This window comes from Streptomyces sp. NPDC005004 (assembly GCF_053600675.1).
In genome coordinates, this window is the sequence record NZ_JBSGAH010000004.1 from 74,325 (window position 1) to 97,328 (window position 23,004).

At 72.7% G+C, this 23,004-nt stretch carries 23 protein-coding genes; 11 read left to right on the plus strand and 12 right to left on the minus strand.

Annotated features, from left to right (window positions below; all coding sequences use genetic code 11):
* Positions 1 to 30: 30 nt before the first annotated feature.
* Positions 31 to 750 carry a DUF2470 domain-containing protein gene (locus tag ACWEEU_RS06515; RefSeq protein ID WP_451729217.1) on the plus strand — a complete coding sequence of 240 codons (720 nt, stop codon included), beginning with the start codon at positions 31 to 33 and terminating at the stop codon, positions 748 to 750.
* On the opposite strand, the gene ACWEEU_RS06520 is transcribed toward ACWEEU_RS06515, so the two are convergent.
* The 4 genes from ACWEEU_RS06520 to ACWEEU_RS06535 form a co-directional block, all read right to left on the minus strand.
* On the minus strand, positions 718 to 1,977 hold the full coding sequence (locus ACWEEU_RS06520) for a lactonase family protein (RefSeq protein ID WP_451729220.1): 1,260 nt from the start codon (positions 1,975 to 1,977) through the stop codon (positions 718 to 720). The two genes, ACWEEU_RS06515 and ACWEEU_RS06520, sit on opposite strands and share 33 nt — an antisense overlap.
* A 117-nt stretch (positions 1,978 to 2,094) precedes the next feature.
* The gene (locus tag ACWEEU_RS06525) at positions 2,095 to 3,348 is read right to left on the minus strand and encodes an FUSC family protein (RefSeq protein WP_385741164.1); all 1,254 of its coding nucleotides are present in this window, start codon (positions 3,346 to 3,348) and stop codon (positions 2,095 to 2,097) included.
* A gap of 73 nt (positions 3,349 to 3,421) precedes the next feature.
* Complete coding sequence (locus ACWEEU_RS06530) at positions 3,422 to 3,916, minus strand: FBP domain-containing protein (RefSeq protein ID WP_385741167.1); 495 nt, start codon at positions 3,914 to 3,916, stop codon at positions 3,422 to 3,424.
* A gap of 111 nt (positions 3,917 to 4,027) precedes the next feature.
* Entirely contained in the window at positions 4,028 to 4,681 is a 654-nt protein-coding gene (locus ACWEEU_RS06535; protein WP_385741170.1) for a helix-turn-helix transcriptional regulator, read from the minus strand.
* Between the two features lie 208 nt (positions 4,682 to 4,889).
* Here ACWEEU_RS06535 and ACWEEU_RS06540 point away from each other — a divergent pair, with 208 nt between their 5' ends.
* Entirely contained in the window at positions 4,890 to 8,069 is a 3,180-nt protein-coding gene (locus tag ACWEEU_RS06540) for a cytochrome P450 (RefSeq protein ID WP_451729225.1), read from the plus strand.
* A gap of 134 nt (positions 8,070 to 8,203) precedes the next feature.
* The gene (locus tag ACWEEU_RS06545) at positions 8,204 to 9,493 is read left to right on the plus strand and encodes an ROK family protein (RefSeq protein WP_451729228.1); all 1,290 of its coding nucleotides are present in this window, start codon (positions 8,204 to 8,206) and stop codon (positions 9,491 to 9,493) included.
* Between the two features lie 244 nt (positions 9,494 to 9,737).
* Here ACWEEU_RS06545 and ACWEEU_RS06550 read toward each other — a convergent pair whose 3' ends face one another.
* Positions 9,738 to 10,778: a PHP domain-containing protein gene (locus ACWEEU_RS06550; protein ID WP_451729231.1), complete on the minus strand. Its 1,041-nt coding sequence runs from the start codon at positions 10,776 to 10,778 to the stop codon at positions 9,738 to 9,740.
* 141 nt (positions 10,779 to 10,919) lie between these two features.
* Here ACWEEU_RS06550 and ACWEEU_RS06555 point away from each other — a divergent pair, with 141 nt between their 5' ends.
* Positions 10,920 to 11,165, plus strand: a complete 246-nt coding sequence (locus tag ACWEEU_RS06555; RefSeq protein WP_385741181.1) for a hypothetical protein — start codon at positions 10,920 to 10,922, stop codon at positions 11,163 to 11,165.
* 12 nt (positions 11,166 to 11,177) lie between these two features.
* Here the strand turns inward: ACWEEU_RS06555 and ACWEEU_RS06560 are convergent, their stop codons facing one another.
* The 3 genes from ACWEEU_RS06560 to ACWEEU_RS06570 all read right to left on the minus strand — a co-directional run bounded on the left by ACWEEU_RS06560 (position 11,178) and on the right by ACWEEU_RS06570 (position 13,902).
* The gene (locus ACWEEU_RS06560) at positions 11,178 to 12,410 is read right to left on the minus strand and encodes a lectin (protein WP_385741184.1); all 1,233 of its coding nucleotides are present in this window, start codon (positions 12,408 to 12,410) and stop codon (positions 11,178 to 11,180) included.
* A gap of 105 nt (positions 12,411 to 12,515) precedes the next feature.
* Positions 12,516 to 13,187 carry a VanZ family protein gene (locus ACWEEU_RS06565; RefSeq protein ID WP_385741187.1) on the minus strand — a complete coding sequence of 224 codons (672 nt, stop codon included), beginning with the start codon at positions 13,185 to 13,187 and terminating at the stop codon, positions 12,516 to 12,518.
* A gap of 85 nt (positions 13,188 to 13,272) precedes the next feature.
* Complete coding sequence (locus ACWEEU_RS06570) at positions 13,273 to 13,902, minus strand: DUF4230 domain-containing protein (RefSeq protein WP_385741261.1); 630 nt, start codon at positions 13,900 to 13,902, stop codon at positions 13,273 to 13,275.
* Between the two features lie 232 nt (positions 13,903 to 14,134).
* Between ACWEEU_RS06570 and ACWEEU_RS06575 the strand changes: the two genes are divergently transcribed.
* Complete coding sequence (locus tag ACWEEU_RS06575; protein ID WP_385741190.1) at positions 14,135 to 15,088, plus strand: ribose-phosphate diphosphokinase; 954 nt, start codon at positions 14,135 to 14,137, stop codon at positions 15,086 to 15,088.
* Complete coding sequence (locus ACWEEU_RS06580) at positions 15,081 to 15,566, plus strand: hypothetical protein (RefSeq protein ID WP_451729236.1); 486 nt, start codon at positions 15,081 to 15,083, stop codon at positions 15,564 to 15,566. The genes ACWEEU_RS06575 and ACWEEU_RS06580 overlap by 8 nt, the downstream gene beginning before the upstream one ends.
* 8 nt (positions 15,567 to 15,574) lie before the next feature.
* On the opposite strand, the gene ACWEEU_RS06585 is transcribed toward ACWEEU_RS06580, so the two are convergent.
* Entirely contained in the window at positions 15,575 to 15,955 is a 381-nt protein-coding gene (locus tag ACWEEU_RS06585; RefSeq protein ID WP_385741196.1) for an anti-sigma factor antagonist, read from the minus strand.
* A 197-nt stretch (positions 15,956 to 16,152) separates the two neighbouring features.
* The gene (locus ACWEEU_RS06590; protein WP_385741198.1) at positions 16,153 to 16,452 is read right to left on the minus strand and encodes a DUF4235 domain-containing protein; all 300 of its coding nucleotides are present in this window, start codon (positions 16,450 to 16,452) and stop codon (positions 16,153 to 16,155) included.
* A gap of 156 nt (positions 16,453 to 16,608) precedes the next feature.
* Between ACWEEU_RS06590 and ACWEEU_RS06595 the strand changes: the two genes are divergently transcribed.
* Positions 16,609 to 17,595: a cation diffusion facilitator family transporter gene (locus tag ACWEEU_RS06595; RefSeq protein WP_385741201.1), complete on the plus strand. Its 987-nt coding sequence runs from the start codon at positions 16,609 to 16,611 to the stop codon at positions 17,593 to 17,595.
* 332 nt (positions 17,596 to 17,927) lie between these two features.
* Here ACWEEU_RS06595 and ACWEEU_RS06600 read toward each other — a convergent pair whose 3' ends face one another.
* Positions 17,928 to 18,377 (minus strand): nitroreductase family deazaflavin-dependent oxidoreductase, encoded by a 450-nt coding sequence (locus ACWEEU_RS06600; protein ID WP_385741204.1) that lies wholly within the window; start codon positions 18,375 to 18,377, stop codon positions 17,928 to 17,930.
* A gap of 349 nt (positions 18,378 to 18,726) precedes the next feature.
* Here ACWEEU_RS06600 and ACWEEU_RS06605 point away from each other — a divergent pair, with 349 nt between their 5' ends.
* The 3 genes from ACWEEU_RS06605 to ACWEEU_RS06615 are packed head-to-tail and all read left to right on the plus strand — an operon-like array spanning position 18,727 to position 20,758.
* Positions 18,727 to 19,956, plus strand: a complete 1,230-nt coding sequence (locus ACWEEU_RS06605; RefSeq protein ID WP_451729242.1) for a cytochrome P450 — start codon at positions 18,727 to 18,729, stop codon at positions 19,954 to 19,956.
* Positions 19,957 to 19,968: 12 nt separating this feature from the next.
* Positions 19,969 to 20,193, plus strand: a complete 225-nt coding sequence (locus ACWEEU_RS06610; RefSeq protein ID WP_451729245.1) for a ferredoxin — start codon at positions 19,969 to 19,971, stop codon at positions 20,191 to 20,193.
* Positions 20,194 to 20,245: 52 nt separating this feature from the next.
* A complete protein-coding gene (locus ACWEEU_RS06615) occupies positions 20,246 to 20,758 on the plus strand; it encodes a flavoprotein (RefSeq protein WP_451729248.1) in 513 nt (170 codons plus the stop codon).
* A gap of 26 nt (positions 20,759 to 20,784) precedes the next feature.
* Here ACWEEU_RS06615 and ACWEEU_RS06620 read toward each other — a convergent pair whose 3' ends face one another.
* The gene (locus ACWEEU_RS06620; protein ID WP_451729251.1) at positions 20,785 to 21,585 is read right to left on the minus strand and encodes an endo alpha-1,4 polygalactosaminidase; all 801 of its coding nucleotides are present in this window, start codon (positions 21,583 to 21,585) and stop codon (positions 20,785 to 20,787) included.
* Positions 21,586 to 21,735: 150 nt separating this feature from the next.
* Here ACWEEU_RS06620 and ACWEEU_RS06625 point away from each other — a divergent pair, with 150 nt between their 5' ends.
* Positions 21,736 to 22,704: an aldo/keto reductase gene (locus tag ACWEEU_RS06625; RefSeq protein ID WP_385741219.1), complete on the plus strand. Its 969-nt coding sequence runs from the start codon at positions 21,736 to 21,738 to the stop codon at positions 22,702 to 22,704.
* The last annotated feature ends 300 nt before the right edge of the window (positions 22,705 to 23,004 follow it).

Here is a 23,004-nt window from a genome sequence, read left to right on the forward strand (position 1 = left end):
TAGGCAAGGCTTACCTAAGGAGGGCTCGGGATGGGTGACACGCAGGACTGGGCGGCCAGCCCCGGAGCGGCGGAGCGGGCGAGGTCGGTCCTCGCGGCCGCGTGGTCGTGCGCGGTGACCGCCGAGAGTGTCCGGGAGGAGTACGTCGGCGCGCACTCCGTGACCGAGGACGGCGGGGTGCTGCTCGACGTCCCCGAGGACAGCGCGCTGCACACGGCGGCCCTGTGCGCGCCGCGCGGTGAACCCGGTGCCGTGCTGGAGTTCGCCGACGTGGCCCCGGTGCCGGTGCGCCGGCGCATCCGGGCCCGGCTCTGGATCGCCGGCCGGCTCTCGCGGGACGCCGGTGCGCTGCGGTTCCGGCCCGCCAGGGTGGTCCTCCGGCTGCCCTCGGGCACCCAGGTCGTCGGCCTCGACGAGTTCGCCGCCGCCCGGCCCGACCCGCTGGCCCTCGCCGAGGCGCAGTTGCTCACCCATCTGGCGGACGCCCACCCGGACGCGGTGGAGCGGCTGACCCGCCTGGTGCGGCCCGAGAGCCTGTACGCCGCGACCCGGGTCGTCCCCGTCGCCGTGGACCGGCACGGACTCACTTTGCGCATCGAGCGCACCCGCGCCCACGGCGACGTGCGCCTGGCCTTCCACGCGCCCGCAGACGACGTCTCGCAGCTCACCGAGCGGATGCACGCCCTGCTCTCCCAGGCCGCCGCCTGTCCGCGTGCCCTACAGCGGCACCGCGCAGACGGCGACCGGTGACGCGAACGGCTCGCCCGTAAGGCGTAGTTTCCCGCCGTCCACACGGAACACGCTGACCGTGCCGGAGCGCTGGTTCGCCGAGAACAGCAGCCGGCCGTCGGGGGACAGCGCGATCTGCCGGGGGAAGTCCCCCTCCACCGGCACCGTGCCCAGCAGCCGCAGTCGTGCGCCGTCGGCCTCGACGGCGTACCGGGCGACGGTGTTGTCACCCCGGTTGGCGAGGAACGCGTATGCGCCGTCGGCGCTCACCACGAACTCCGCCGGATAGTTGGTCACCCCGTCGCGCGAGCCGCTGGGCCGCGGTTCACCGATCGTCAGACGGCCGCTGGAGGCGTCGTACGCGCAGACGGCGACCGTGTCGTCCACCTCGTTGGCCAGATAGGCGTACCGGCCGCCCGGGTGGAAGGTCAGATGGCGCGGCCCCGCGCCCGGCCGCGTGGCCGCCCGGGACACCTCGGTGAGCGTGCCGTGCGTGGTGTCGAGGCGGTACGTGTAGACCGTGTCGGTGCCGAGGTCGACCGCGAGGACGTGCTCCCCGTCCGGCGCCGTGAGGAACTGGTGCGCGTGCGGGCCCTGTTGGCCCGGGCCCGGGGACGGCGCCGTATGGGTGACCAGCGCCGTGCGCTCACCGGGAGCGCCCGAGGCGTCCAGGGGGTGCACGGCGACGCTGCCCGAGCCGTAGTTCGCGCTCAGCAGCCAGCGCCCGCCCGGATGCACCGACACATGGCAGGGTGCGGAGCCGCCCGTGCTCCGGCTGCCGAGGACCGCCCCGTCCGCGAGCCGTACGGCGGTCACCGCGCCCTCGTCGCGCTCGTCCACCGCGTACAGCGTGCGGCCATCGGGGTGCACCGCCAGGAACGACGGGTCCGGGACCTCCGCCAGGACGCCCGGGCCGGTGACGTGGCCGGTCTCCGGGTCGTACGACGCCTTGCCGATGCCCTTGCCGCCGTTCTCGCCGGAGGTGTAGGTGCCGAGGTAGAGGGGGTGGGGTCCGGTGCCGGCGCGGGGTGCCGGGCGGCTCTCGGGAGCGTGCTTCCCGCCGCCCGCCTCCGACGCGGTTCCGTCCGCCGCGGCGCCGTCCGTGGCGGGCTCCTCCGGGGGCGCCGGGGAGGGCACCGTCACCACGGCCGCCGCGCCCGCCAGGGCGCCGACGAACCGGCGCCTGTTCCAGCTTCCGCGCACCCGTGCGCCCGCGTTCCCGTCCCCGGCGCCGTCCGTGCCGTACATCCCGTGCCTCAGCCGCCCCTCGGTGCTCTCACGTCCCGTACGTCATGGCCACCTTGGCGCGGCGCGCCCCGGGAAGGCAAGGCGGGCGGGTGGCGCGACCCGGCCGGGCGGCCCGGTTCAGCGGGAGCGGCGCCCGGCTCCCGTGCGGGTGCGCCACAGATCCTCCTGGACGCCGAGCCGTTCGCGCAGCCGGTTCATCCGGGGCAGGCGCGCCCGCTGCTGCCGGGCCACGCGGTCCAGCTCCTCCAGCAGACGACGGCTGCGGTGCTCGGTGTCCATCTCGTCGATGATGCGGCTCACCTCGGTCAGCACCGCGCCCATGAGCTGCCAGTTGGCCCAGTCCGAGCGGACCTCCTCCTTGATCAGCTCCGCGAGCCGGTCGCGGGTGGCCGCCGCCGTGTGCAGTTCGGCGGTGAGCCGGGCCTCCGCCGACTCGGCGTTCGCGCTGAGGTCGGTGGTGACCAGCACCGCGAAGCTGACCACCGCGTCCGCCACCTCGGACAGCACTTGCTGAACGGTCGCCCCCACCGGCGGCGGGAACAGCTCCCGGCCGCCCCGCGCCTTCGCCAGGTCGGTGAAGGAACGGGCCAGCACACGCAGGACGACCGTGCAGATCTCCAGCGTGTCCAGGCCGGTGCGCAGCACCACCCGGTGCAGCAGCCCCTCCTTGACGCGCGGGTTGAGCCGCAGGCTGTCCTCCGCCTGCCGCAGCGAGGCGTCGACCTCGACGATGTCGTGGTCCATGCGGCGGGCCTCGTGCAGCCGCTCGGCCGCCTGCTCCCAGGGAACGGCGCCTGCGGCCTCCTCACCCATCCGGAGCATCAACTGCCGCAGCTGGCGGGCCAGCCCGTCGATCGAGCGGCCCGCCTCGTCCACCCACACCGGCGGCGGCAGCAGCAGATTGCAGGCCATGCCCGTGATCGCGCCGATCAGGGTCTCCACGATCCGCGCCCACGCCGTGAAGCCGACGGTGGTGACCCCGAGCACCAGCATGGCGCTGATCGCCACCTCGACCACGTACTCGTGCACGCGCACGAGATGGCCCACCGTCAGCGCGGACACGATCAGCAGGGCCAGGCTCCACCAGGTCAGCCCGACCAGCAGGCTGAAGATGATGGCGACCACGACCCCCGCGACCACCGCGTTCACCCGGCGGATGCCGTTGGTGAGCGTGGCGTAGAACGTGACCTGGACGACCAGCAGCGCGGTCAGGGGCGAGGTCAGCGGGGCGGGTTCCGGGCTGAGCCGGAGCGCGACGACATAGGCGATCGTCGCCGCGAAGGCCGACCGCAATGTCTGCACGACCACCGGTTCGCGACGGCGCGCGATCAGGCGCCGCAGTCCGGCTGTCCATTTCCGTACGTCTGGCATCCCATGCCCTGTTCCCGTTCCGGGCGGCCGGTGAACGGGGCCGAAAGAGGACCGTTCGTGTGACGTGTGTGACTCATGTGTGCAGCTTGTCCACGAACGCCGCCAGGTTGGCGTTCGCGCGGTCGATCTGTTCCCGCACGGTGAGGCTCTCCTCGAACCGCGTGCCGGAGTCGGGCACCTTCAAGCCGCGCACGTACAAGGAGCACGCCAGGTCGGCACACATGTACACGCCGACCGAGTTGCCCTCGCGCCCGGCCGGGCCGGCCTTGCGGGCCGTCATCAGGGACACCCCGCCGCCGCGATGGGTCGTCAGGCACACCGAGCACATGCTGCGGTGCAGGAACCCGTGGCGCGCGGGCGGGAAGCGCAGGGCCACCCCCGCGAGACCGCCCGCCCGCTCCACGACCAGATAGCTGCGGTCGGGCGCCCCCGGATCGCGCCAGCCGAGGAAATCGAGGTCCTCCCAGGGTCGTTCGGCCAGGTCACGCGGGACTGTCAGCCGTTTGGCCTCGCCCTTGGAGCAGTTGACGAACGAGGCGCGGATGTCCTGCTCGGTGAGCGGTCGCATGGGGTCCTCCGGATACGACTGGGGAACCTAGGGGGTCTAGGTGCAGGGTGAGCATATGTAGGCGGCAGGGGGGTGGCGAATGGTTTTAGCGGCCGAGCCCGTCGACGCCGGTCACCGGTCCTGCTCCGGCCCGCTTCCTCGCGCCTCCGGCGGCCACACCCCTGGCACGAGCACGCCCAGCGCGTAGGCGCGGGCGATCAGCTCCGTGCGGTTGGTCGCGCTCCAGCGGGCCGACAGGCGGCGCAGATGATAGGCGACCCCGTCCCGGCTCAGGCCCAGCTCGCGGGCGGCACGGTCCGTCGTGGCGCCCCCGGCCAGCAGCGCCAGGACCCGGCCCTCGGTCTCCGTGACCCGCGCGGGCTCCGGCCCCCGCCGCGCCCCCCGCTCACCGCGCACCCGCAGCATCACCAGGAGCGCCGGGGTCGCGTCCACGCTGTCGCTCACCGGGTCCGCCGTCAGCTCCCCGAACCGCTCCGCGCCGCCGGGCGCGCTCCAGCTCACCGAGACCTCGTAGCGCGAGCGGTGGCGCAGTCGCAGCGCCTCGGCGATCCGCTCCACCTGGCCGGTCTCCCGGGGCCGGAACACGCTCAGCACGTCCCGGCCGCGAAGCCGTCCCGGGGTCGTGCCGCACTCGGCCGCCATCGCCGGGTTCGCCAGCAGCACCACGCCGTACACGTCACAGACGGCGACCGGCATCGGCACCCGGTCGAAGAGGGTGAGGGCACGGTTGCGCCACACCACGCCATCCGTCCGCCCCAGGTCCATCCGGTGCCTCCCGCTGTGCAAAGCCTGCCCCATCCAAGACGAAAGCACAGGTCAGCGGCAACTTACGGGCTCCACGAGAACCCCTCGCGCAAGTGCCCGCGACGACTTTCGGCTACACGAACGTGTAGTGCCGTGGCACGGCCCGTCCCCGCCGGAGCGCCAGTCTGGAACACAGGACTCCCGCCCCGCGAAAGGCAGTTGCCGCGCCATGCCCCCCACAGCACCGCTCCCCGAGCCCGTCGACCCCGGCGTCCCCATCGTGGACATCAGTGCCACCGGTCCCGGCCGCACCCCGATCCAGCAGGTCATGGGCCTGATGCGCACCCACGGCCCGGCGCTGGTGCGCCGACTGCACGGGCGGGACGCGCTGTTCGTCGCCGACGCCGACCTCGTCGCCGAGCTGGCCGACGAGGACCGGTTCACCAAGCACATCGGGCCCGCCCTGGAGAACGTGCGCGCCTTCGCCGCGGACGGCCTGTTCACGGCCTACAACGACGAGCCGAACTGGGCCAAGGCCCACGACATCCTCATGCCCGCCTTCGCGCTCGGCTCCATGCGCGCCTACCACCCGGTCATGCTCAAGGTCGCCCGCCGCCTGATCGAGTCCTGGGACCGCGCCGCCGGTGCCGGCCGCCCGGTGAACGTCCCCGACGACATGACCCGGATGACCCTCGACACCATCGGCCTGGCCGGATTCGACTACGACTTCGGCTCCTTCGACCGCGACGAGCCGCACCCCTTCGTCGAGGCGATGGTGCGCTGCCTGGAGTGGAGCATGACCCGCCTCGCCCGCGTCCCGGGCGGCGACTACACGGCGGCCGACGCGGCCTTCAAGGCCGACGCCGACTACCTCGCCGGCGTCGTCGACGAGGTGATCGCCGCCCGCACCGGCACCGACCAGAGCGAGGCCCAGGACCTCCTCGGCCTGATGCTGACCGCGCGGCACCCCGCCGACGGCACCACCCTGGACACGGCCAACATCCGCAACCAGGTCATCACCTTCCTGATCGCCGGGCACGAGACCACCTCGGGGGCGATGTCCTTCGCCCTCTACTACCTGGCCAAGCACCCGGCCGCGCTGCGGCTCGTCCAGCGCGAGGCCGACGCGCTGTGGGGCTCCGCCGCCGACCCCGAGCCGACGTACGACGAGGTCGGCCGGCTCACCTACACCCGCCAGGTGCTCAACGAGGCGCTGCGGCTGTGGCCCACCGCCGCCGCCTTCAGCCGCGAGGCCCGCGAGGACACCCTGCTCGGCGGCCGCATCCCGCTGCGCGCCGGGCAGGCCGTCAGCGTGCTCGTCCCGATGCTGCACCGCCAGGACGTGTGGGGCGACAACCCCGAGCTGTTCGACCCCGAGCGGTTCACCGCCGAGGCCGAGGCGGCCCGCCCGGTGCACGCCTTCAAGCCCTTCGGCACGGGCGAACGCGCCTGCATCGGACGGCAGTTCGCGCTGCACGAGGCCACCATGCTGCTCGCCATGCTGGTCCACCGCTACCGGCTGCACGACCACGCCGACTACGTGCTCGACATCAAGGAGACGCTGACCCTCAAGCCCGAGGGCTTCACGCTCGCCCTGACCCCCCGCACCCCCGCCGACCGCGCCCACGCCACGCTCCCCGGCGCCGTCCCGGCCACCGCCGCCCAGGACAGCGCCGCCGCCACCCTCCCGGCCCGGGTGCGCCCCGGCACCGCAGCCCTCTTCCTGCACGGCAGCAACTACGGCACCTGCCGCGAGTTCGCCGCCCAGCTCGCGGACGAGGCCGCCGCCCTCGGCTGCGCCACCGAGGTCGCCCCGCTCGACGCCTACGCCGACAGCCTGCCCACCGACCGCCCGGTGGTGATCACCGCCGCCTCCTACAACGGCCGCCCCACCGACGACGCCACCGCCTTCCACGCCTGGCTCGACGGCGACCACGACCTCACCGGCGTCACCCACGCCGTCCTCGGCGTCGGCGACCGCAACTGGGCCGCGACCTACCAGCACGTCCCCACCAGGATCGACACCCGTCTGGCCGAACTCGGCGCCACCCGGCTCACCGGGCGCGCCGCCGCCGACGCCTCCGGCGACCTCACCGGCACCGTCCGCGACTTCACCGCGGAACTGCGCACCGCGCTGCTCCGGGAGTACGGCGACCCGGACGCCATCGGCTCGGCCGCCGCGGCCGACGAGCCCGAGGCCGCCTACGAGGTCCGCGTCCTGCCCGGCGGCCCCCTCGACGCCGCCGTCGAACGGCACGGCCTGGTCCCGATGACCGTCACCGAGGCCCACGACCTCACCGCGCCCGGTCACCCGCGCGTCAAGCGGTTCCTGCGCGTCGCCCTCCCCGAGGGCGTCACCTACCGCACCGCCGACCACCTGACCGTGCTCCCCGCGAACGACCCGGACCTCGTGGACCGCGCCGTCGCCGCCCTCGGCGTCGACCCCGACGCGGTCCTGGACATCCGCGCCACCCGCCCGCGCCGCGACGGCCTCGCCGTCGACCGCCCGCTGACGGTGCGCGAACTCCTCACCCACCACGTGGAGTTGCAGGAGCGCCCGAACCGCCGCCAGCTCGACCTGCTCGCCGGGGCCAACCCCTGCCCGCCCGAGCGCGCCGCGCTGGCCGCCCTGCCCGGCGACGACCCGCGCACCCTGCTGGAGATCGTCGAGGACCACCCCGCCCTGCGCGGTGCCCTCGGCTGGCCCCTGCTGCTCGACCTGCTCACCCCGATGCGCCCCCGCCACTACTCCGTCTCCTCCTCCCCGGCGGGCGACCCGCACCACGCCGACCTCATGGTCTCCGTGCTCGACGCCCCCGCCCGCTCCGGCAAGGGCCGCTACCGGGGCACCGGTTCGAACCACCTGGCCGCCCTCAAGCCCGGCGACACGGTGTACGCCCGCGTCCAGCCCTGCCGCGAGGTGTTCCGCGTCGACGGCTCGGCCCCGGTCGTGATGATCGGCGCCGGAACCGGCCTCGCCCCCTTCCGCGGAGCGGTGGCGGACCGCGCGGCCGCCTGCGCCCAGGGTGCCGAACTGCCCACCGCGCTGCTGTACTTCGGCTGCGACGCCCCCGACGCGGACTACCTCCACGCCGAGGAACTGCGCGCCGCCGAGGCCGCCGGAGCCGTCTCGCTGCGCCCCGCCTTCAGCGCCGCCCCCGAGAACGGCGCCCTCTTCGTCCAGCACCGCATCGCCGCCGAGGCTGACGAGGTCTGGGACCTCCTCACCGCCGGAGCGCGGGTGTACGTCTGCGGCGACGGCTCCCGGATGGCCCCCGGCGTTCGGGAGGCGTTCCGTACCCTGTACCGGGAGCGCGTCCCCGGCGCCGCCGAGACCGACGCCGTCCGCTGGCTCGACTCGCTGGTGGCGGACGGGCGTTACGTCGAGGACGTGTACGCGGCCGGGTGATCCCGAGCCCGCCGAGCGCCGTGGCTCACCACTCCACGCCTTAGCTCACAGCATGAGATAAGGGCGCCCCGGCATCGTGCCCGGCCTGCCAGGAGAGGTATGTTGCAGGTCGGGCACGGTTCGGAAGGGGCCACATGGCGGGGCGGAACGGGCGCACGGTACGCGATCTGAGGCGGGGCAACCGCACGGCCGTGCTCCAACGGCTTTACTTCGACGGCCCCTTGAGCCGCTTCGAACTCGGCCCGGCCACCGGACTCAGCTCCGGCTCGGTGAGCAACGTGGTCGCGGACCTCGTCGCGGACGGCCTGGTCGAGGAGGCGGGCAGTGTCGACTCCGACGGCGGCCGCCCGCGCACCCTGCTCCGCGTCGCCCCGCACAGCGGCCAGATGATCGGCGTCGACGTGGGCGAGACCCGCGTCCGCGTCGAGCTGTTCGACCTCGCTCTCACCGAACTGGCCCGCGTGGAACACCCGTTGGCCCCGCAGAGTTACGACGTCGACGTGATCGTCGGCCACATCCGCGACGGCATCGCCGAGGTTCTCGCCTCCGAGGCGGCCGTCCCCGCCCGCCTGCTCGGCGTCGGGGTCGGCGTCCCCGGCATCATCGAGCACACCGCCGACGAGGGCGCCGTGGTGCACGGGCAGACCATCGGCTGGGACGGTGTCCCGCTGGAGCGGCTGCTCCGGGCGACGTCTCAACTCCCCGACGACGTTCCGTACTTCATCGACAACGGCGCCAAGACGCTGGGCCAGGCCGAGATGTGGTTCGGCGCGGGACGCGGCGCCCGCAACGCCCTGGTCGTCCTCTTCGGCTCCGGTGTCGGTGCCTGTCTGGTCGCCCCCGACGTGGAGCAGGGGCGGGCCGTGGAGTGGGGGCATCTGACCGTACGGGTGCGCGGGCGCCGGTGCCGTTGCGGGGCGCCGGGGTGCCTGGAGGCGTACGCGGGTGCCGAGTCGCTGCTGGCCCGCTGGCGCGAGGAGGGCGGACGTCCGCCGGAGGGCACCGACGAGGAGACCGCGCTCACCGCGATGCTCGCCGCCGCCTACCCGGCCGACGGCACCGAGCCCGACCCGGTGGCCCTCGCGGTCCTCGAGGAGACCGCCGAGTACCTGGGCGCCGGGCTCTCCGACCTGATCAACCTCTTCCAGCCCGAGCGCATCCTGATCGGCGGCTGGGCCGGACTCCAGCTCGGCACCCGCTTCCTGCCCGCCGTGCGCCGCCACGCGGCCACCTACGCGCTGCGCCACCCGGCCGACCGGGTGACCATCGAGCTGGGCCGCCTCGGCCCGGACGCGGTGACCGTGGGCGCGGCGATCCTGCCGCTGGCCGACTTCTTCGCCCGCGGCGGCCGCCGCGCCGAACCCGCACCCGGGGACCGGCTGCCCGCCTGGCAGACGGCCCTGGAGGAGCGGACGCCGCGCTGAGCGCACGGTAGAAGACCGCGAACCGAGGGAAAACGCCGAAAAGCCTGAAAAAGAGGCTGTAAAAGCCTGAAAAGCCGTAAAAGACTGAAAAAGAAGAGCCCCGGCCGTGACGGGGGGACGCACGGCCGGGGCGGGTGGGCGCTGCGGCCGGTCGGTCGACCGCGTCCCACACCGTCTACAACGGTCCGTGCCGCTCGGTCGTTCCTGCCGGGGCGGTGACCCCCGTCACGTCCGACGCCGCTGGTCAGCGCGCCGCCGCCCGCTCGGGAACCCGGCCCTCGCGCGTCCAGCCGAGCAGTTCGTCGGCCGTCCAGGTGGTCACCACCCGCTCCGGCGGCACCGCGCACTCCTCGGCGCGGGCGCAGCCGAGGATCTGCCAGTCGAGCTGGCCGGGCGCATGGGCGTCGGTGTCGATGGAGAACAGGGTGCCCGCGGCCACCGCCTCCCGCAGCAGCCGCCTGGGAGGGTCGAGGCGTTCGGGGCGGCTGTTGATCTCCACGGCGGTGCCCGACTCGGCGCAGGCCGCGAACACCTCGGCGGCGTCGAACGCGGACTCGGGGCGCTTCTTCCCGGCGAGCAGCCGGCCGGTGCAGTGGCCGAGGACGTCCGCGTGCGGGCTCCGTACGGCCCGCACCATGCGCCGGGTCATCGCGCGGGCGTCCATCCGCAGCTTGGAGTGCACCGAGACCACCACCACGTCCAGGCGGTCGAGCAGCTCGGGCTCCTGGTCCAGCGAGCCGTCGTCCAGGATGTCGCACTCGATGCCGGTGAGCAGCCGGAACGGCGCCCAGCGGGCGTTCAGCTCCTCGATCACGTCCAACTGCTCGCGCAGCCGCCCGGGGGACAGGCCGCGGGCCACGGTGAGCCGGGGGGAGTGGTCGGTCAGCGCGGTCCACTCGTGACCGAGCGCGGCCGCCGCCCGGCCCATCTCCTCGATCGTGCTGCCGCCGTCCGACCAGTCGGAGTGGGTGTGGCAGTCACCGCGCAGCAGCTCCCGCAGCCCCTGGCCCGCGCCGTCGGTGAGCGGTGCCCCGGCCTCCTCCTCCAGCGCGCTCAGATAGCCGGGCACCTCACCGGCCAGCGCCTCGCGCACCACCTGGGCGGTCTTCGGGCCGATCCCCTTGAGCGACTCCAGCGATCCGGCGGCCGCCCGCCCTGCGATCTCCTCCTCGGGCAGCTCCGCGAGGACCCGGGCGGCGGTCCGGAAGGCCCGTACCCGGTAGGTGGGCGCCAGCGAGCGCTCTAGGAGGAAGGCGATCCGGTCCAGGGCCGCGACGGGATCCATGCGTCACCTCCGGCTCGGGGCACCCCGCCCGCACGGGGACCTCCAGCGTTCCCCACCCCTGCCCACGGCGCACGGCGGGCGCCGCCGGTCCGGCGCACCTGGACGAGTCGTCCCGGTCCGTGGCGTTCTAGGCTTCAGAACATGACCGAACAATCAGCTCCGTACATGTCGAAGCCGCGGGTCCTGGTGCTCGGGGTGTGCCCCGGCAAGCCGGGGCAGCCGCCCTTCCGGATCATGGAGATCGACGGTGAGGTGATCGGCGAGGTCACGTCCATCACCGAGGTGCTGGAGGTCGCCGCCGCCCGGGGGATCGTCATCCACGACCTGGACGATCCGGATGTGATCCGCTGGGTCGGCGGCGACAAGTTCACCTGGAAGCCGCGCTGAGTCCCGGTCGGCTCAGCCGACCGTCCACTTCTGGTTGGCGCCTCCGCCGCAGGTCCAGATCTGGAGCCGGGTGCCGTTGGCCGAGTTGTTGTCGGTCACGTCCAGACACTTGTTGGCCTGTGGATTGACGATGTCGTTGGCCGACGACACCACCCACTTCTGGTTCGGGCCGCCCGTGCAGTCCCAGAGCTGGACCTTGGCGCCGTCCGCCGTGCTGTTGTCCACGACGTCCAGGCACTTGCCGAGCGCCCGGACCGTCCCGTCCGAGCCGACCGTCCACTGCTGCGCGGCGGTGCCGTTGCAGTCGTAGAGCTGGACCGGGGTGCCGTTCGCGGAGTTTGCCGCGGCCACGTCCACGCACTTGCCCGCCAGGCCCCGGATGGCCTTGCCCGCGGCTCCGTCGGCGGTCGTCACCGACACCGAGTCCACCACGAGCTGCGCGGGGAACTGGGTCGAGCCGTCCGGGTCGCCCGGCCAGTAGCCGCCGACCGCGAGGTTCAGGATCAGGAAGAACGGCTTGTTGAACACCCAGGTCCTGCCGCCCAGGTCGGCCGGGGTGCGCCGCTGGTAGACGTTGCCGTCCACGGACCAGGTGATCGAGTCGGGCGCCCAGTCGACCGCGAAGGTGTGGAAGGCGTCCGCGAACGCCTGGCCGTTCGGCAGCGAGTAACCGGCGCCGATGCCGCCCGAGCCGGAGTAGCCGGGGCCGTGGATCGTGCCGTGCACCGTGGAGGGCTCGAATCCGACGTTCTCCATCACGTCGATCTCACCGGAGTCCGGCCAGTTCACCGGGGTGCCGAGCATCCAGAACGCGGGCCACATGCCCTGCCCGCGCGGGATCTTCATCCGCGCCTCGACATGGCCGTACTGCGCGTTGAACCTGCCCGAGGTGTTCAGCCGGGCCGAGGTGTACTGGCAGGTGCCGTACCAGCACTGGTAGCCCGCCGGGTTCTCCTTCTTGGCGGTGATCACCAGATGGCCCTGGCCGTCCAGGGCCGCGTTGTTGGTGCCCGAGGTGTAGTACTGCCGCTCGTGGTTGTTGACGTTGTCACCCGTCTCCTGCGTCCACTTCGAGGAGTTGACCGCGGAGCCCGCGGGTCCGTCGAAGGTGTCGGAGAACGTGGTGACGGCCGCCGCGGTGGGCGCCGCCGTACCGGCGTGCGCGGGCGCGACGGCCGCCGTGCCGATCAACGCGGCAGAGAGGGCCGCGAACAGGCATCTGCGGAGCAGGCGTGGGGTGGCCATGGCTCTCCGTTTCACGTGGGGGGTCTCCTGCACCTCGATTCAAGGAGTGAACTGATGGCACGTCAATACCTTGGTACGGACCAGAAGTCGGAGACCCTCCGCGCCTCAGGCGCCGGCGGGCTCGCGCACCCGCCGCGCGTGCACCGCCCGGCCCAGGCGACGGCCCAGCAGCGCCCAGCCCAGCAGTGATCCGGCCGTGTTGAGGATGACGTCGTCGATGTCGAAGGCGCGCCCGGTGATGAGCGCGCCCTGCGTCAGCTCGACCATCAGCATCACCAGCGCCGTGAGCGCGAGGACCTGGACCACACCCCGGGCGCGCGGGGCGAGCACCGGCACCAGCACGCCGAACGGCACCCCGAGCAGGATGTTCCCGCCGAGCTGGCGGATCACGTCGTGTACGGAGGCGTAGTCGAGGTACGCCCGCAGCGAGCGGCCGGGGTGCAGATTGCTGTGGGTCAGCGCCACCGAGGCCGGGGAGGGCTCCAGGGTGACCCGGGCGAGGAGGATGGCGAAGGCCACCATGAAGACGAAGGCCAGCAGCATGATCGGCAGCCGCAGGGGGAGCGGGAGCGGCCGGGGGCCCGACGGCGGCGCCGCCTTCTGCGGGGCGCTGGTCCGGCGGACCCTCGCCAGGAGGCCCGGCCGGTGGGTTCGGGCGGCGGAAGTGCCGGCCTTCGCGGGAGCGCTCGCCCGGCCGGCCTTCGCCTTCCGTTCCGGCCGCTCACCTCGCCTCGGCAGGCGCAGCGCGGCGGGCAGGCGGGGGGCGGTACGGGCCATGCGGTCCTCCAGGCGGGGATGCGGATGTTGCGTTCAGGGGCTGTACGGGTGCGGGTGCGTGGGTGCCCGCATGCGGGGGGTGTGTTCAGGAGCCGTAGGTGACGCGCACCTTCTCGAAGCCGAGGGAGCGCAGCAGGCCCTGGAGCATGTCGGTGGTGTTGGTCTCGGCGCGGGTGGTCAGTTCGCTGTCCTTCGCGGCCTCGCCGATGTGCTTGACGGCGAGTTTCTGCACCGCCTGCTCGCCGTTGGGGTTGTCCGAGAAGAAGTCACCGAGGCGGTCGAGCAGTCCACGCTGCTTGGAGACGGCGTAGGAGCGGTCCGGGTCCAGTGCGGGCTTGCCGAGCCGGGCGTGCGGCAGGTGGAGGGTGGCCGAGGTGCGGTCCTTGTTCACGCTCACGTCGTTCTTGCCGAGCCGCCCGAGGTCCACATAGGCGTCCACGGTGCCCGCGCCGACGTACAGCGTGCGGGTGCCCCGGAGCGCGTCGGGGAGGAACCTGGCGTCCTTCTCCAGGTCCACCACCACCTGGAAGTTGCCGGATGCGGCGTCGTAACGGCTCATGTCCTGGATGGACTTCAGGAGCGCGGGGCCCGAACGGTCGTGCGTGTCGGTGCCGAACAGGTCCTTGATGCCCGGGAGTACGGCCAGCCGTATCCCCGCCACCAGCAGCACCAGCACGACGACGATCGCGGTCACCACTTTGGCCCACAGCGGCATACGCCGGGGCAGGTCTCTGACGGAACTGGTCTTGTCCACGGGTCCTCCTTCCCCCGAACAGATGCCCGCCAAATCCCTTCACAGACAGCTCAGTTGACCGGACGGCCGGGATGGCTTAGGTCCTCGCCGGCGCGACGAGGGTGCGTGCATGGCGTCGCGCGGCAGACGAGAGTTGTCAGACAGGCCCTAGCATGTGCGGCGCAGCCCGTACGGATCATGCGAGGAGCGGATCGTGCGAGACATCGCCGTCTTCAGTGGCAGTGCCCATCCCCGGCTGGCCGAGGAGGTCTGCGCGCATCTCGGAGTGCCGCTCAGCCCGACCCGCGTGAGCCGTTTCGCCAACGACTGTCTGGAGGTGCAGCTCCAGGCCAACTGCCGGGAACGGGACGTGTTCCTGATCCAGCCGCTGGTCAAGCCGGTGCAGGAGCATCTGGTCGAACTGCTGCTGATGTGCGACGCGGCGCGGGGTGCCTCGGCGGCCCGGATCACCGTCGTGATGCCTCACTACTCCTACGCCCGCTCAGACAAGAAGGACGCGCCCCGCATCTCGCTCGGCGGCCGTCTCGTCGCCGACCTGCTGGTGGCGGCGGGGGCGAGCCGGGTGCTCGCGATGACCCTGCATGCCCCGCAGGTGCACGGCTTCTTCTCCGTCCCGGTGGACCATCTGCACGCGCTGCGCGAACTGGCCGCGCACTTCTCGCGGTACGACCTCTCCCGCACCACCGTGGTCTCCCCGGACCTCGGCAACGCCAAGGAGGCGGCGGCCTTCGCGCGGATGATCGGGGCGCAGGTGGCGGCGGGCGCGAAGCAGCGGTTCGCGGACGACCGGGTGAGCATCAGCTCCGTGATCGGCGAGGTCGCCGGGCGCGACGTCATCGTGCTGGACGACGAGATCGCCAAGGGCAGCACGGTGCTCGAACTCCTCGGAAAACTGCGGGAGTCGGGGGCGCGCTCGATCCGGGTCGCCTGTACGCACGGGCTGTTCGCGGCCGGTGCGCTGAAGCGGCTCAGCGAGCAGCCGGACGTTCTGGAGATCGTCTGCACCAACACCGTCCCGGTCCCCCTCGACGACCACCCGGAAAAACTCCGCGTCCTCTCCATCGCCCCCGCCCTCGCCGAGGCCGTCCGCCGCATCCACAACGGCGAATCGGTGAGCGCGCTGTTCGAGGAACCCAAGGATGCGTGAGCGGGGCGCGCCGCGCGCGCTGGGCGTACTGGTGCTGCTCTTGGGGTTGACGGGATGTGCGCGGGGGGAGGCGTGCGCCGGCTGGGGCACCGTGGCAGGCGTCGGTGTCATGTTCCGACAGGCGGGGCACGGGCATCTCGCCGGGGCCGTGGCCGAGTTGTGCGCGCGCGGCGTGTGCGCGCGGTCGCGACTGCGGGACGAGGAGATCACCCAGGTGAGCCTCCGCCTGCCGGAGGACGTGGACCCGGACTCCGGGCCCGTCCGGCTGCGGGTCACTCCGGCGGGGGCCGCCCGGCCTGTCATCGACACCTCCGCCGAGGTGCCGCTCACCCTCCAGAGCGACGGTTGCGGCGGCGGGTCGTACAACCGGGGGCTCGCGCTCACCGGCGACGGGGTCCTCACCACGAAGATCCCGGAGTCCCTGGGGGAGGACTGGGCCGCCCAGGTCCGCGCGCGGGCGACCGCGCCGTCGCGGTGACTGCCCGTTCAGCGGGGCTGCGCGTCGCCGTTCGACTCGTTGATCACCGACTCCAGGGTCGGGTGCGGGGGCAGGAGGCGGGTCAGGCCGGTGACGCGGAAGACGCGGAGGGTCAGGGGGTGGGTGCAGACCAAGTGGAGACGGCCGCCGCGTTCCAGCAGGCGGCCGCGGGCGCGGTGGACCAGGCGGAGCCCGGAGCAGTCGAAGAACTCCACGGGGCGCAGATCGAGGACGAGCCGGACGCCGGGGCGGCCGGTGAGACGGTCGAGCAGCGGGGCGATCTCGGCGGCGGTGGCGATGTCGATCTCGCCGCGTAACTCCAGAACCGTGTGACCCCGGTCCTCGTGCACACGCAGATGCCGGGTGGGCGGGGTGGGGTCCTGTCGCACGACGACATCACCTCCCACCCGCGCCCGTGACGCACTCCGCGCCGGTCCACTCGCCTTCGACAGAAGGAATTTGAGCATGTTCGATTGACATATGTCTTCGACTTTGACGCATGTCGTTCGAACCTGATCGAGCTGTGTGTACGTAAGCGATTGCGTGGCTTGATCGCGGTGCTCAGTGGTGCGTCGGCGGACGCCGCTCAGTGCTGCTTCGCCGGGCGCGGCTGCGGCCAGCTCCCCGTCGAGCGGGCGACCGCCTTCGCCCGGGTGCGGTCCACCACGCTGCGCGCCACCGCGAAGATCGCGCCCTGTACCGCCGCCGCGAGCAGGATCTCGCCCCACCCGCGCTCCGGGTCGAGCGGGTCGGGCGCGTGCTCCTCGTGCCGGACGACCGTCCAGACCTTACGGAACGCCAGCCCCGCCAGCGCGCCGCCCGCCCAGCTCAGCAGAAAGCCGACCGGCTGGTAGTGGAGGGGAAGCTTGGTCCTGTTCTTCGCCATGGGAGACTCCTTCCTCGCGTCGCGGCCCTCTTGTCGGCCGAGCGGGCCGCGCCACCCGTTCGCCCCTCCCGCCGATCCCTCACCGCCTTTCCCCGTTCCGGCACCCCGCCCGTTCGGCGCCGTGTGAACCGGCCGGTGCGGGGCATTGGGTGACGGATGAGTGGGACATCCTCCAAGCGCGACAAGCAGACCAAGGCCGACCGGCACACCCGGTTCACCGTGCTGGTGGCACTCGCCGCCAACCTGGTGATCGCGGTGGCGAAGGCGGTCGGCGGAGTACTAGCCGGCTCGCCCGCACTCCTCTCGGAGGCGGCCCACTCGGTCGCCGACAGTCTCAACGAAGTCTTCCTGCTGGCCGCGCTGAGCCGCAGCCGCCGTCCGGCCGATCGGCGTCACCCCTTCGGGTACGGCAAGGAGCGGTATTTCTGGTCCCTCCTCGCGGCCGTAGGGATCTTCGTGATGGGCGGCTGCTTCTCCTTCTTCCAGGGCTTCGAGGCGCTGCGCTCGGGCGCGGAGGAGAAGTTCAGCGGATACGTGGCGGGACTCGTCGTGCTCGGCGTCGCGTTCGTCGCTGAGGGGCTCTCCCTGCTCCGCGCGGTGTACCAGGCCCGCCGCAAGGGCGGCGGCTCCGCCGATCTGAGCGACCCCGCCCTGCGCACGGTGATCGCCGAGGACGGCACGGCGGTGCTCGGTGTCACCCTCGCCGCCGTCGGCATGGCGCTGCACATGGTGACCGGGCAGGTCGTCTGGGAGGCCGCCGCCTCCATGGTGATCGGCGCACTGCTCGTCTACATCGCCTACCGCCTCGGGCGCGAGGCCCGCGACCAGCTCATCGGCGAGGCCGCCGACCCCGAACTGACCGCCCGCATCCGCGCGCTGCTGTGCGCGCAGCCGGAGATCGACAGCGTGGAGGCGCTGTTCACGATGAAGACCGGCATCGACTCCACGCTGGTGGCCGCGCGGGTGGACCTGGTGCCGGGGCTGGACAGCGAGCGGGTCGAGGAGGTCGCCGTACGGATCAAGCGGTCGGTCGCGCAGACGTTCCCCGACGCCGACCGGATCTTCCTCGACGTCACCGACCGCGACGGAGCCACCGGAACACAGGAGAGCCCCGCCGCGACGGGGGAACGCGGCGGGGCCTGACCGGCGAGTGCCCGGCCCGGGGGCGGTTCATGCGCACCTCCCGCGAAAACCGGTGCCGCTCCCGCACGGGGTCGACGAGTTCGGCCACCCCGGCTCGCGGGCCCCGGCCCGCAGGGTCGTTCCGGGGTCCGATCACCACCGGCTCCCTGGTCCGCGCCCACACCAGCCTCCCGGCCCGGGGGCCCGTAAGAACCTCCGGGCCGACCCGCACCACCCGCACGACCCGCACGACCCGCACGACCCGCACGACCCGCACGACCCGCGCGGACCGCGCCGCCGCAGTCCCGCGGCCCGGTCCGCGCCCGTACCCCCGAAAAAATGAGCGCGCCCGCTCAGCGGGGGTCCACCGGCTCCAGCACGAACAAGGGGATCTCCCGGTCCGTCTTCTCCTGGTACTCGGCGTACGGCGGGAAGGCGGCCACCGCCCGCTCCCACCACTCGGCCTTTTCCGCGCCGGTCACCTCGCGGGCGCGCATGTCCTGCTTGACGGGGCCGTCCTGGAGTTCGACCGCCGGGTCGGCCTGGACGTTGAAGTACCAGACGGGGTGTTTGGGCGCGCCGCCGACGGAGGCGACCGCCGCGTACTTCCCGTCGTGCTCCACCCGCATCAGCGGCGTCTTGCGGATCTTGCCGCTGCGCGCGCCCCGGGTGGTCAGGATGATCACCGGGAGTCCGGTGTCCTGCAGCGTCGTCCCCTTGGTCCCGCCGGACCCCTCGTACAGCTCGACCTGCTCGCGCACCCACTGGGCCGGGCTGGGCTCGTACTCGCCCTCAAGCGGCATTGCCTCGTCCTCTTTCTCGGTCAGACGGCGTAGTGCTCGGACGGTTTGCTCCTGCGACCTGCCGTAACACCGGCGGGCGCCGCAATCATCCATACCGCGCAGCGGTGGCCGGAACACCCCCCGAGCCGCGAGACTGAAAGTGGCTGAAAGCAACCGAGTAACCTGGCCGAGAAGAAGCGAAGTGCGATCCGGAACGGCCGGAACCGGAGCTCGCCCACCCATGACGGCCACGCTCTTCGGCCAGATCCGCGGGATCACCGATCTGGCCGAACTTGCCGTCGCCCCATGGGTGCCCCAGGCATCTAATGAAGATCGGCACGACGCACCTCTTCGTCTGCGAGGTCTTTCCATGACGGAACTGACGGACATCACCGAGCCGGCCACCCCGGCGGACCCCGTCGCCTTCCCGCAGGACCGTTCCTGTCCCTACCACCCGCCCACCGGGTACGGCCCGTTGCGCGAGGCGCGGCCGCTGTCCCGGGTCACGCTCTTCGACGGCAGCGAGGTCTGGGCCGTCACCGGGCACACCGCGGCCCGCGCCCTGCTGGCCGACCCCCGGCTGTCCAGCGACCGCACCAGGCCCGGCTTCCCCGTTCCCTCGGCCCGTTTCGCCGCGGTGCGGGACCGGCGGATCGCGCTGCTCGGCCTGGACGATCCCGAGCACAAGGTCCAGCGGCGGATGATGATCCCGTCGTTCACCGTCAAACGTGCCGCCGCGCTGCGGCCGAGCATCCAGCGCATCGTGGACGACCTCCTCGACGCGATGATCGAGCAGGGGCCGCCCGCCGAGCTGGTCTCCGCCTTCGCGCTGCCCGTGCCCTCCATGGTGATCTGCGGTCTGCTCGGGGTGCCGTACGACGACCACGAGTTCTTCGAGGCGCAGTCCCGCAGGCTGCTGCGCGGTCCGACGGCCGAGGACACCCAGGCCGCCCGCGTGGAGCTGGAGAAGTACCTCGGCGCTCTCGTCGACCGCAAGGCCGCGCAGTCGGAACCCGGCGACGGCGTGCTCGACGACCTCGTCCACCAGCAGTTGCGCGAGGGCGCCCTGGACCGCGCGGAAACCGTCTCGCTCGGGCTCATCCTGCTCGTCGCCGGGCACGAGACGACCGCCAACATGATCTCGCTGGGCACCTTCACCCTGCTCCGGCACCCCGAGCGGCTGGCCGAGCTGCGCGCCGACCCCTCGCTGCTGCCCGGCGCGGTCGAGGAGCTGATGCGGATGCTGTCCATCGCGGACGGTCTGGTGCGGATCGCCCTTGAGGACATCGAGGTCGAGGGGCAGACCATCCGGGCCGGGGAGGGTGTGCTCTTCTCCACCTCGGTGATCAACCGCGACGCCGCCGTGTACGAGGACCCCGACAGCCTGGACTGGCACCGCTCCGCCCGCCACCACGTGGCCTTCGGCTTCGGCATCCACCAGTGCCTCGGACAGAACCTCGCCCGCGCCGAACTGGAGATCGCCCTCGGCTCTCTGCTCACCCGGCTGCCCGGGCTGCGCCTTGCCGTCCCGGCCGAGGAGGTCCCCTTCAAACCCGGCGACACGATCCAGGGGATGCTGGAACTCCCCGTGAACTGGTAAGAGGCTCAGCCCATGCACATCGACATCGACACGGATCTCTGTATCGGCGCGGGACAGTGCGCGCTGGCCGCCCCGGCGGTCTTCACCCAGGACGACGACGGCTACAGCGCGCTGATCCCGGGCCGCGAGGACGCCACCGACAACCCGATGGTGCGGGAGGCGGCGCGGGCCTGCCCCGTCGGCGCGATCACCGTCACGGACGACGCGCCCCGGGCGGCGGCCCTCACGGACGACTGAGCACGGCCGCCGGTGCGGGTCCGGCTGTCCGGCGCCCCGGTAGGGTGCCCGGATGACCGACCGCACCGGCAAGCCGTTCCTCTACGTCGTCGTCTGCGCGGCCGGGATCGCCGACAGGGTCGGCACCCTGATCACGGCCGCGCGGACCCGGGGCTGGGAGGTCGGCGTCATCGCCACCCCGGCGGCGACCAACGGCTTCTTCGACCTGGCCGCCGCCGAGCGGCTGACCGGCCGCACCGTGCGGTCCGCCTGGCGCACCCCGCGCGATCCGCGCCCCTTCCCGCCGCCGGACGCGGTGGTGGTGGCGCCCGCGACCTTCAACACCGTCAACAAGTGGGCCGCCGGGATCGCCGACACCCTCGCGGTCGGCACGCTGTGCGAGGCGCTCGGTCTCGGCGTGCCGATCGCGGTGCTGCCCCGCGTCGGCGAGGCGCTGGCCGCCCACCCCGTCTACGCCGAGAGCGTGGACCGGCTGACCGGGCTCGGTGTGCGGTTCGGTGAGGGCGCCGGGGACGACGGCTTCCCCTGGGAGTCGGCCCTGGACCTGCTGGAGCCGCCCCACTGAGTCGGCGGGTGCCGCAACACCCCGAGTCAGCGGGTGCGGCGGACGTATCCCGGATCGCCGGGCGCGGAGACCTCCAGGTCCCGGCGGACGATGCTCAGCCGGGAGCCCCAGCGGGCCAGCGCCTTGCGCAGCCCCGCGTCGGTGTACTCGACGTCCAGCACGCGGTCGTCGTACGCCTTCGCGTACACCCCGCACTCGTCGTACTGCCCGCACTCCTCCGCCACCGCGAAGTCCAGCCCGGCGGCACCGCGGCGCCCGGTCAGTTCCGCCGTGTTCTTCTGGCCGACGGCCAGACGGCGGGTGTGCGCGTGCCGGGTCAGCAGGCGCATGTACGCGACCGCGTCGGCGGCGGTGAGCAGATGGCGGGAGCGGGTGTAGCTGTCGTAGTTGTCGGGTTCGACGGCGTCGTATCCCTTGCGGGCGCAGCCGTCGATCCAGGCGTTCACCCGGCGCGCGACCCGTTCGCGCTTGGCCGGGGTGCGCAGGTCGAGGAGGGGCTCGTCCCAGTCCTCGTCGATCACCGTGCGGCCGTGAGCGTCGCGCAGCAGCAGGTCGGCGGGCCAGTCGGCGCGCTCGTCGGGCTGGGCCTGGAAGGCGTTGACGTAACAGACGTTGTAGCGGTCCGGGGCGGGGGAGGCGGAGCGGTCGCGGGTGACGATCCGGACCCCGGCGGGCGGCGGGTAGGCGCCGCCGATCTGGTAGTCGAACCCGGCGTGGCGCGGCGGCAGTTCCACTCCGTTCCCGTCGTGCCCCGACCCGCAGCCGGTGAGGGCGACGGCGAGGGCGAGCAGCGCGGCGGCGGCACGCGGGACAGCCTGGCGGGCCACGAGCGCTCCTCGGTTCTCGGCTGGGGCGGCGGGACCGCCGTACGGCACTGTCGTGATCCAACCGGCCGCGCGTCGTGTGCGTCAACTCGCCCTCGGCGGGCCGACGTACCCTCGCGGTGACAGCACCTCCCGACGGCAGGAGCGGCAACGATGCGGTATGTGAAGCTGGGTTCCACGGGCCTGGACGTCTCGCGGATCTGTCTGGGCTGCATGACCTACGGCGAGCCCGACCGGGGCGTCCACGAGTGGACCCTCGGCGAGGAGGCGGCCCGGCCGCTGATCCGGCAGGCGCTGGAGGCGGGGATCAACTTCTTCGACACCGCCAACGTCTACTCCGACGGCACCAGCGAGGAGATCGTCGGCCAGGCCCTGCGGGACTACGGGCACCGCGACGAGATCGTGCTCGCCACCAAGGTGCACGGCCGGATGCGCCCCGGGCCCAACGGCGGCGGGTTGTCCCGCAAGGCGATCATGTCGGAGATCGACCACAGCCTGAGCAGGCTCGGCACCGACTACGTCGACCTCTACCAGATCCACCGCTACGACCACGAGACTCCCGTCGAGGAGACGATGGAGGCCCTGCACGACCTGGTGAAGGCGGGCAAGGTCCGCTACCTCGGGGCGAGTTCGATGTACGCGTGGGAGTTCGCCAAGGCGCAGTACACCGCCGAGCTGAACGGCTGGACCCGGTTCGTGTCCATGCAGAACCACTACAACCTGCTCTACCGCGAGGAGGAGCGGGAGATGCTGCCGCTCTGCGCGGACCAGGGCGTCGGGGTGCTGCCGTGGAGCCCGCTGGCGCGCGGGCGGCTCACCCGCGACTGGGGCACGGTCACCGGGCGCAGCGCGAACGACGACTTCGGCGGCCGGCTGTATCTGGAGAGCGACCGCGAGATCGTCGAGGCGGTGACCCGCGTCGCCGAGGCGCGGGGCGTGCCGCGCGCCCAGGTGGCGCTGGCCTGGCTGCTGCACCAGGACACGGTGGCGGCGCCGATCGTCGGAGCGTCCCGGCCGGGGCACCTGGAGGACGCGGTGGCCGCCGTACGGCTGGAGCTGACCGAGGCGGAGATCGAGGAACTGGAGCGGCCGTACACCCCGCGCGCCGTCAGCGGGCACTGATTTCCGCCGCCTATTTTCATTGAGTGATCAATAGGATTCGGCTGTGAATCCCGCTCGATGATCAACTTCGTTCTCGCCCGTTCCGTTTTCCGGGCCCTCGAACGGGAGATCTCTTGTTCCGCGCCGCCGGCCTGTGCGAAAGTGTGCGCTGCCGGCGCGCGGACAATTGTTTTTCCGCCGCGAGCGCCGGTCCGCTCCGGTGCGTCCCCCCTGTCTCAAATGAGCTTCTCCAGGCGGGCGTTGGGGCTGTCGCGTCCGGGGTCCTGCCGTCGGCATGGGCCGATTCCGTGTCGGGTCTGG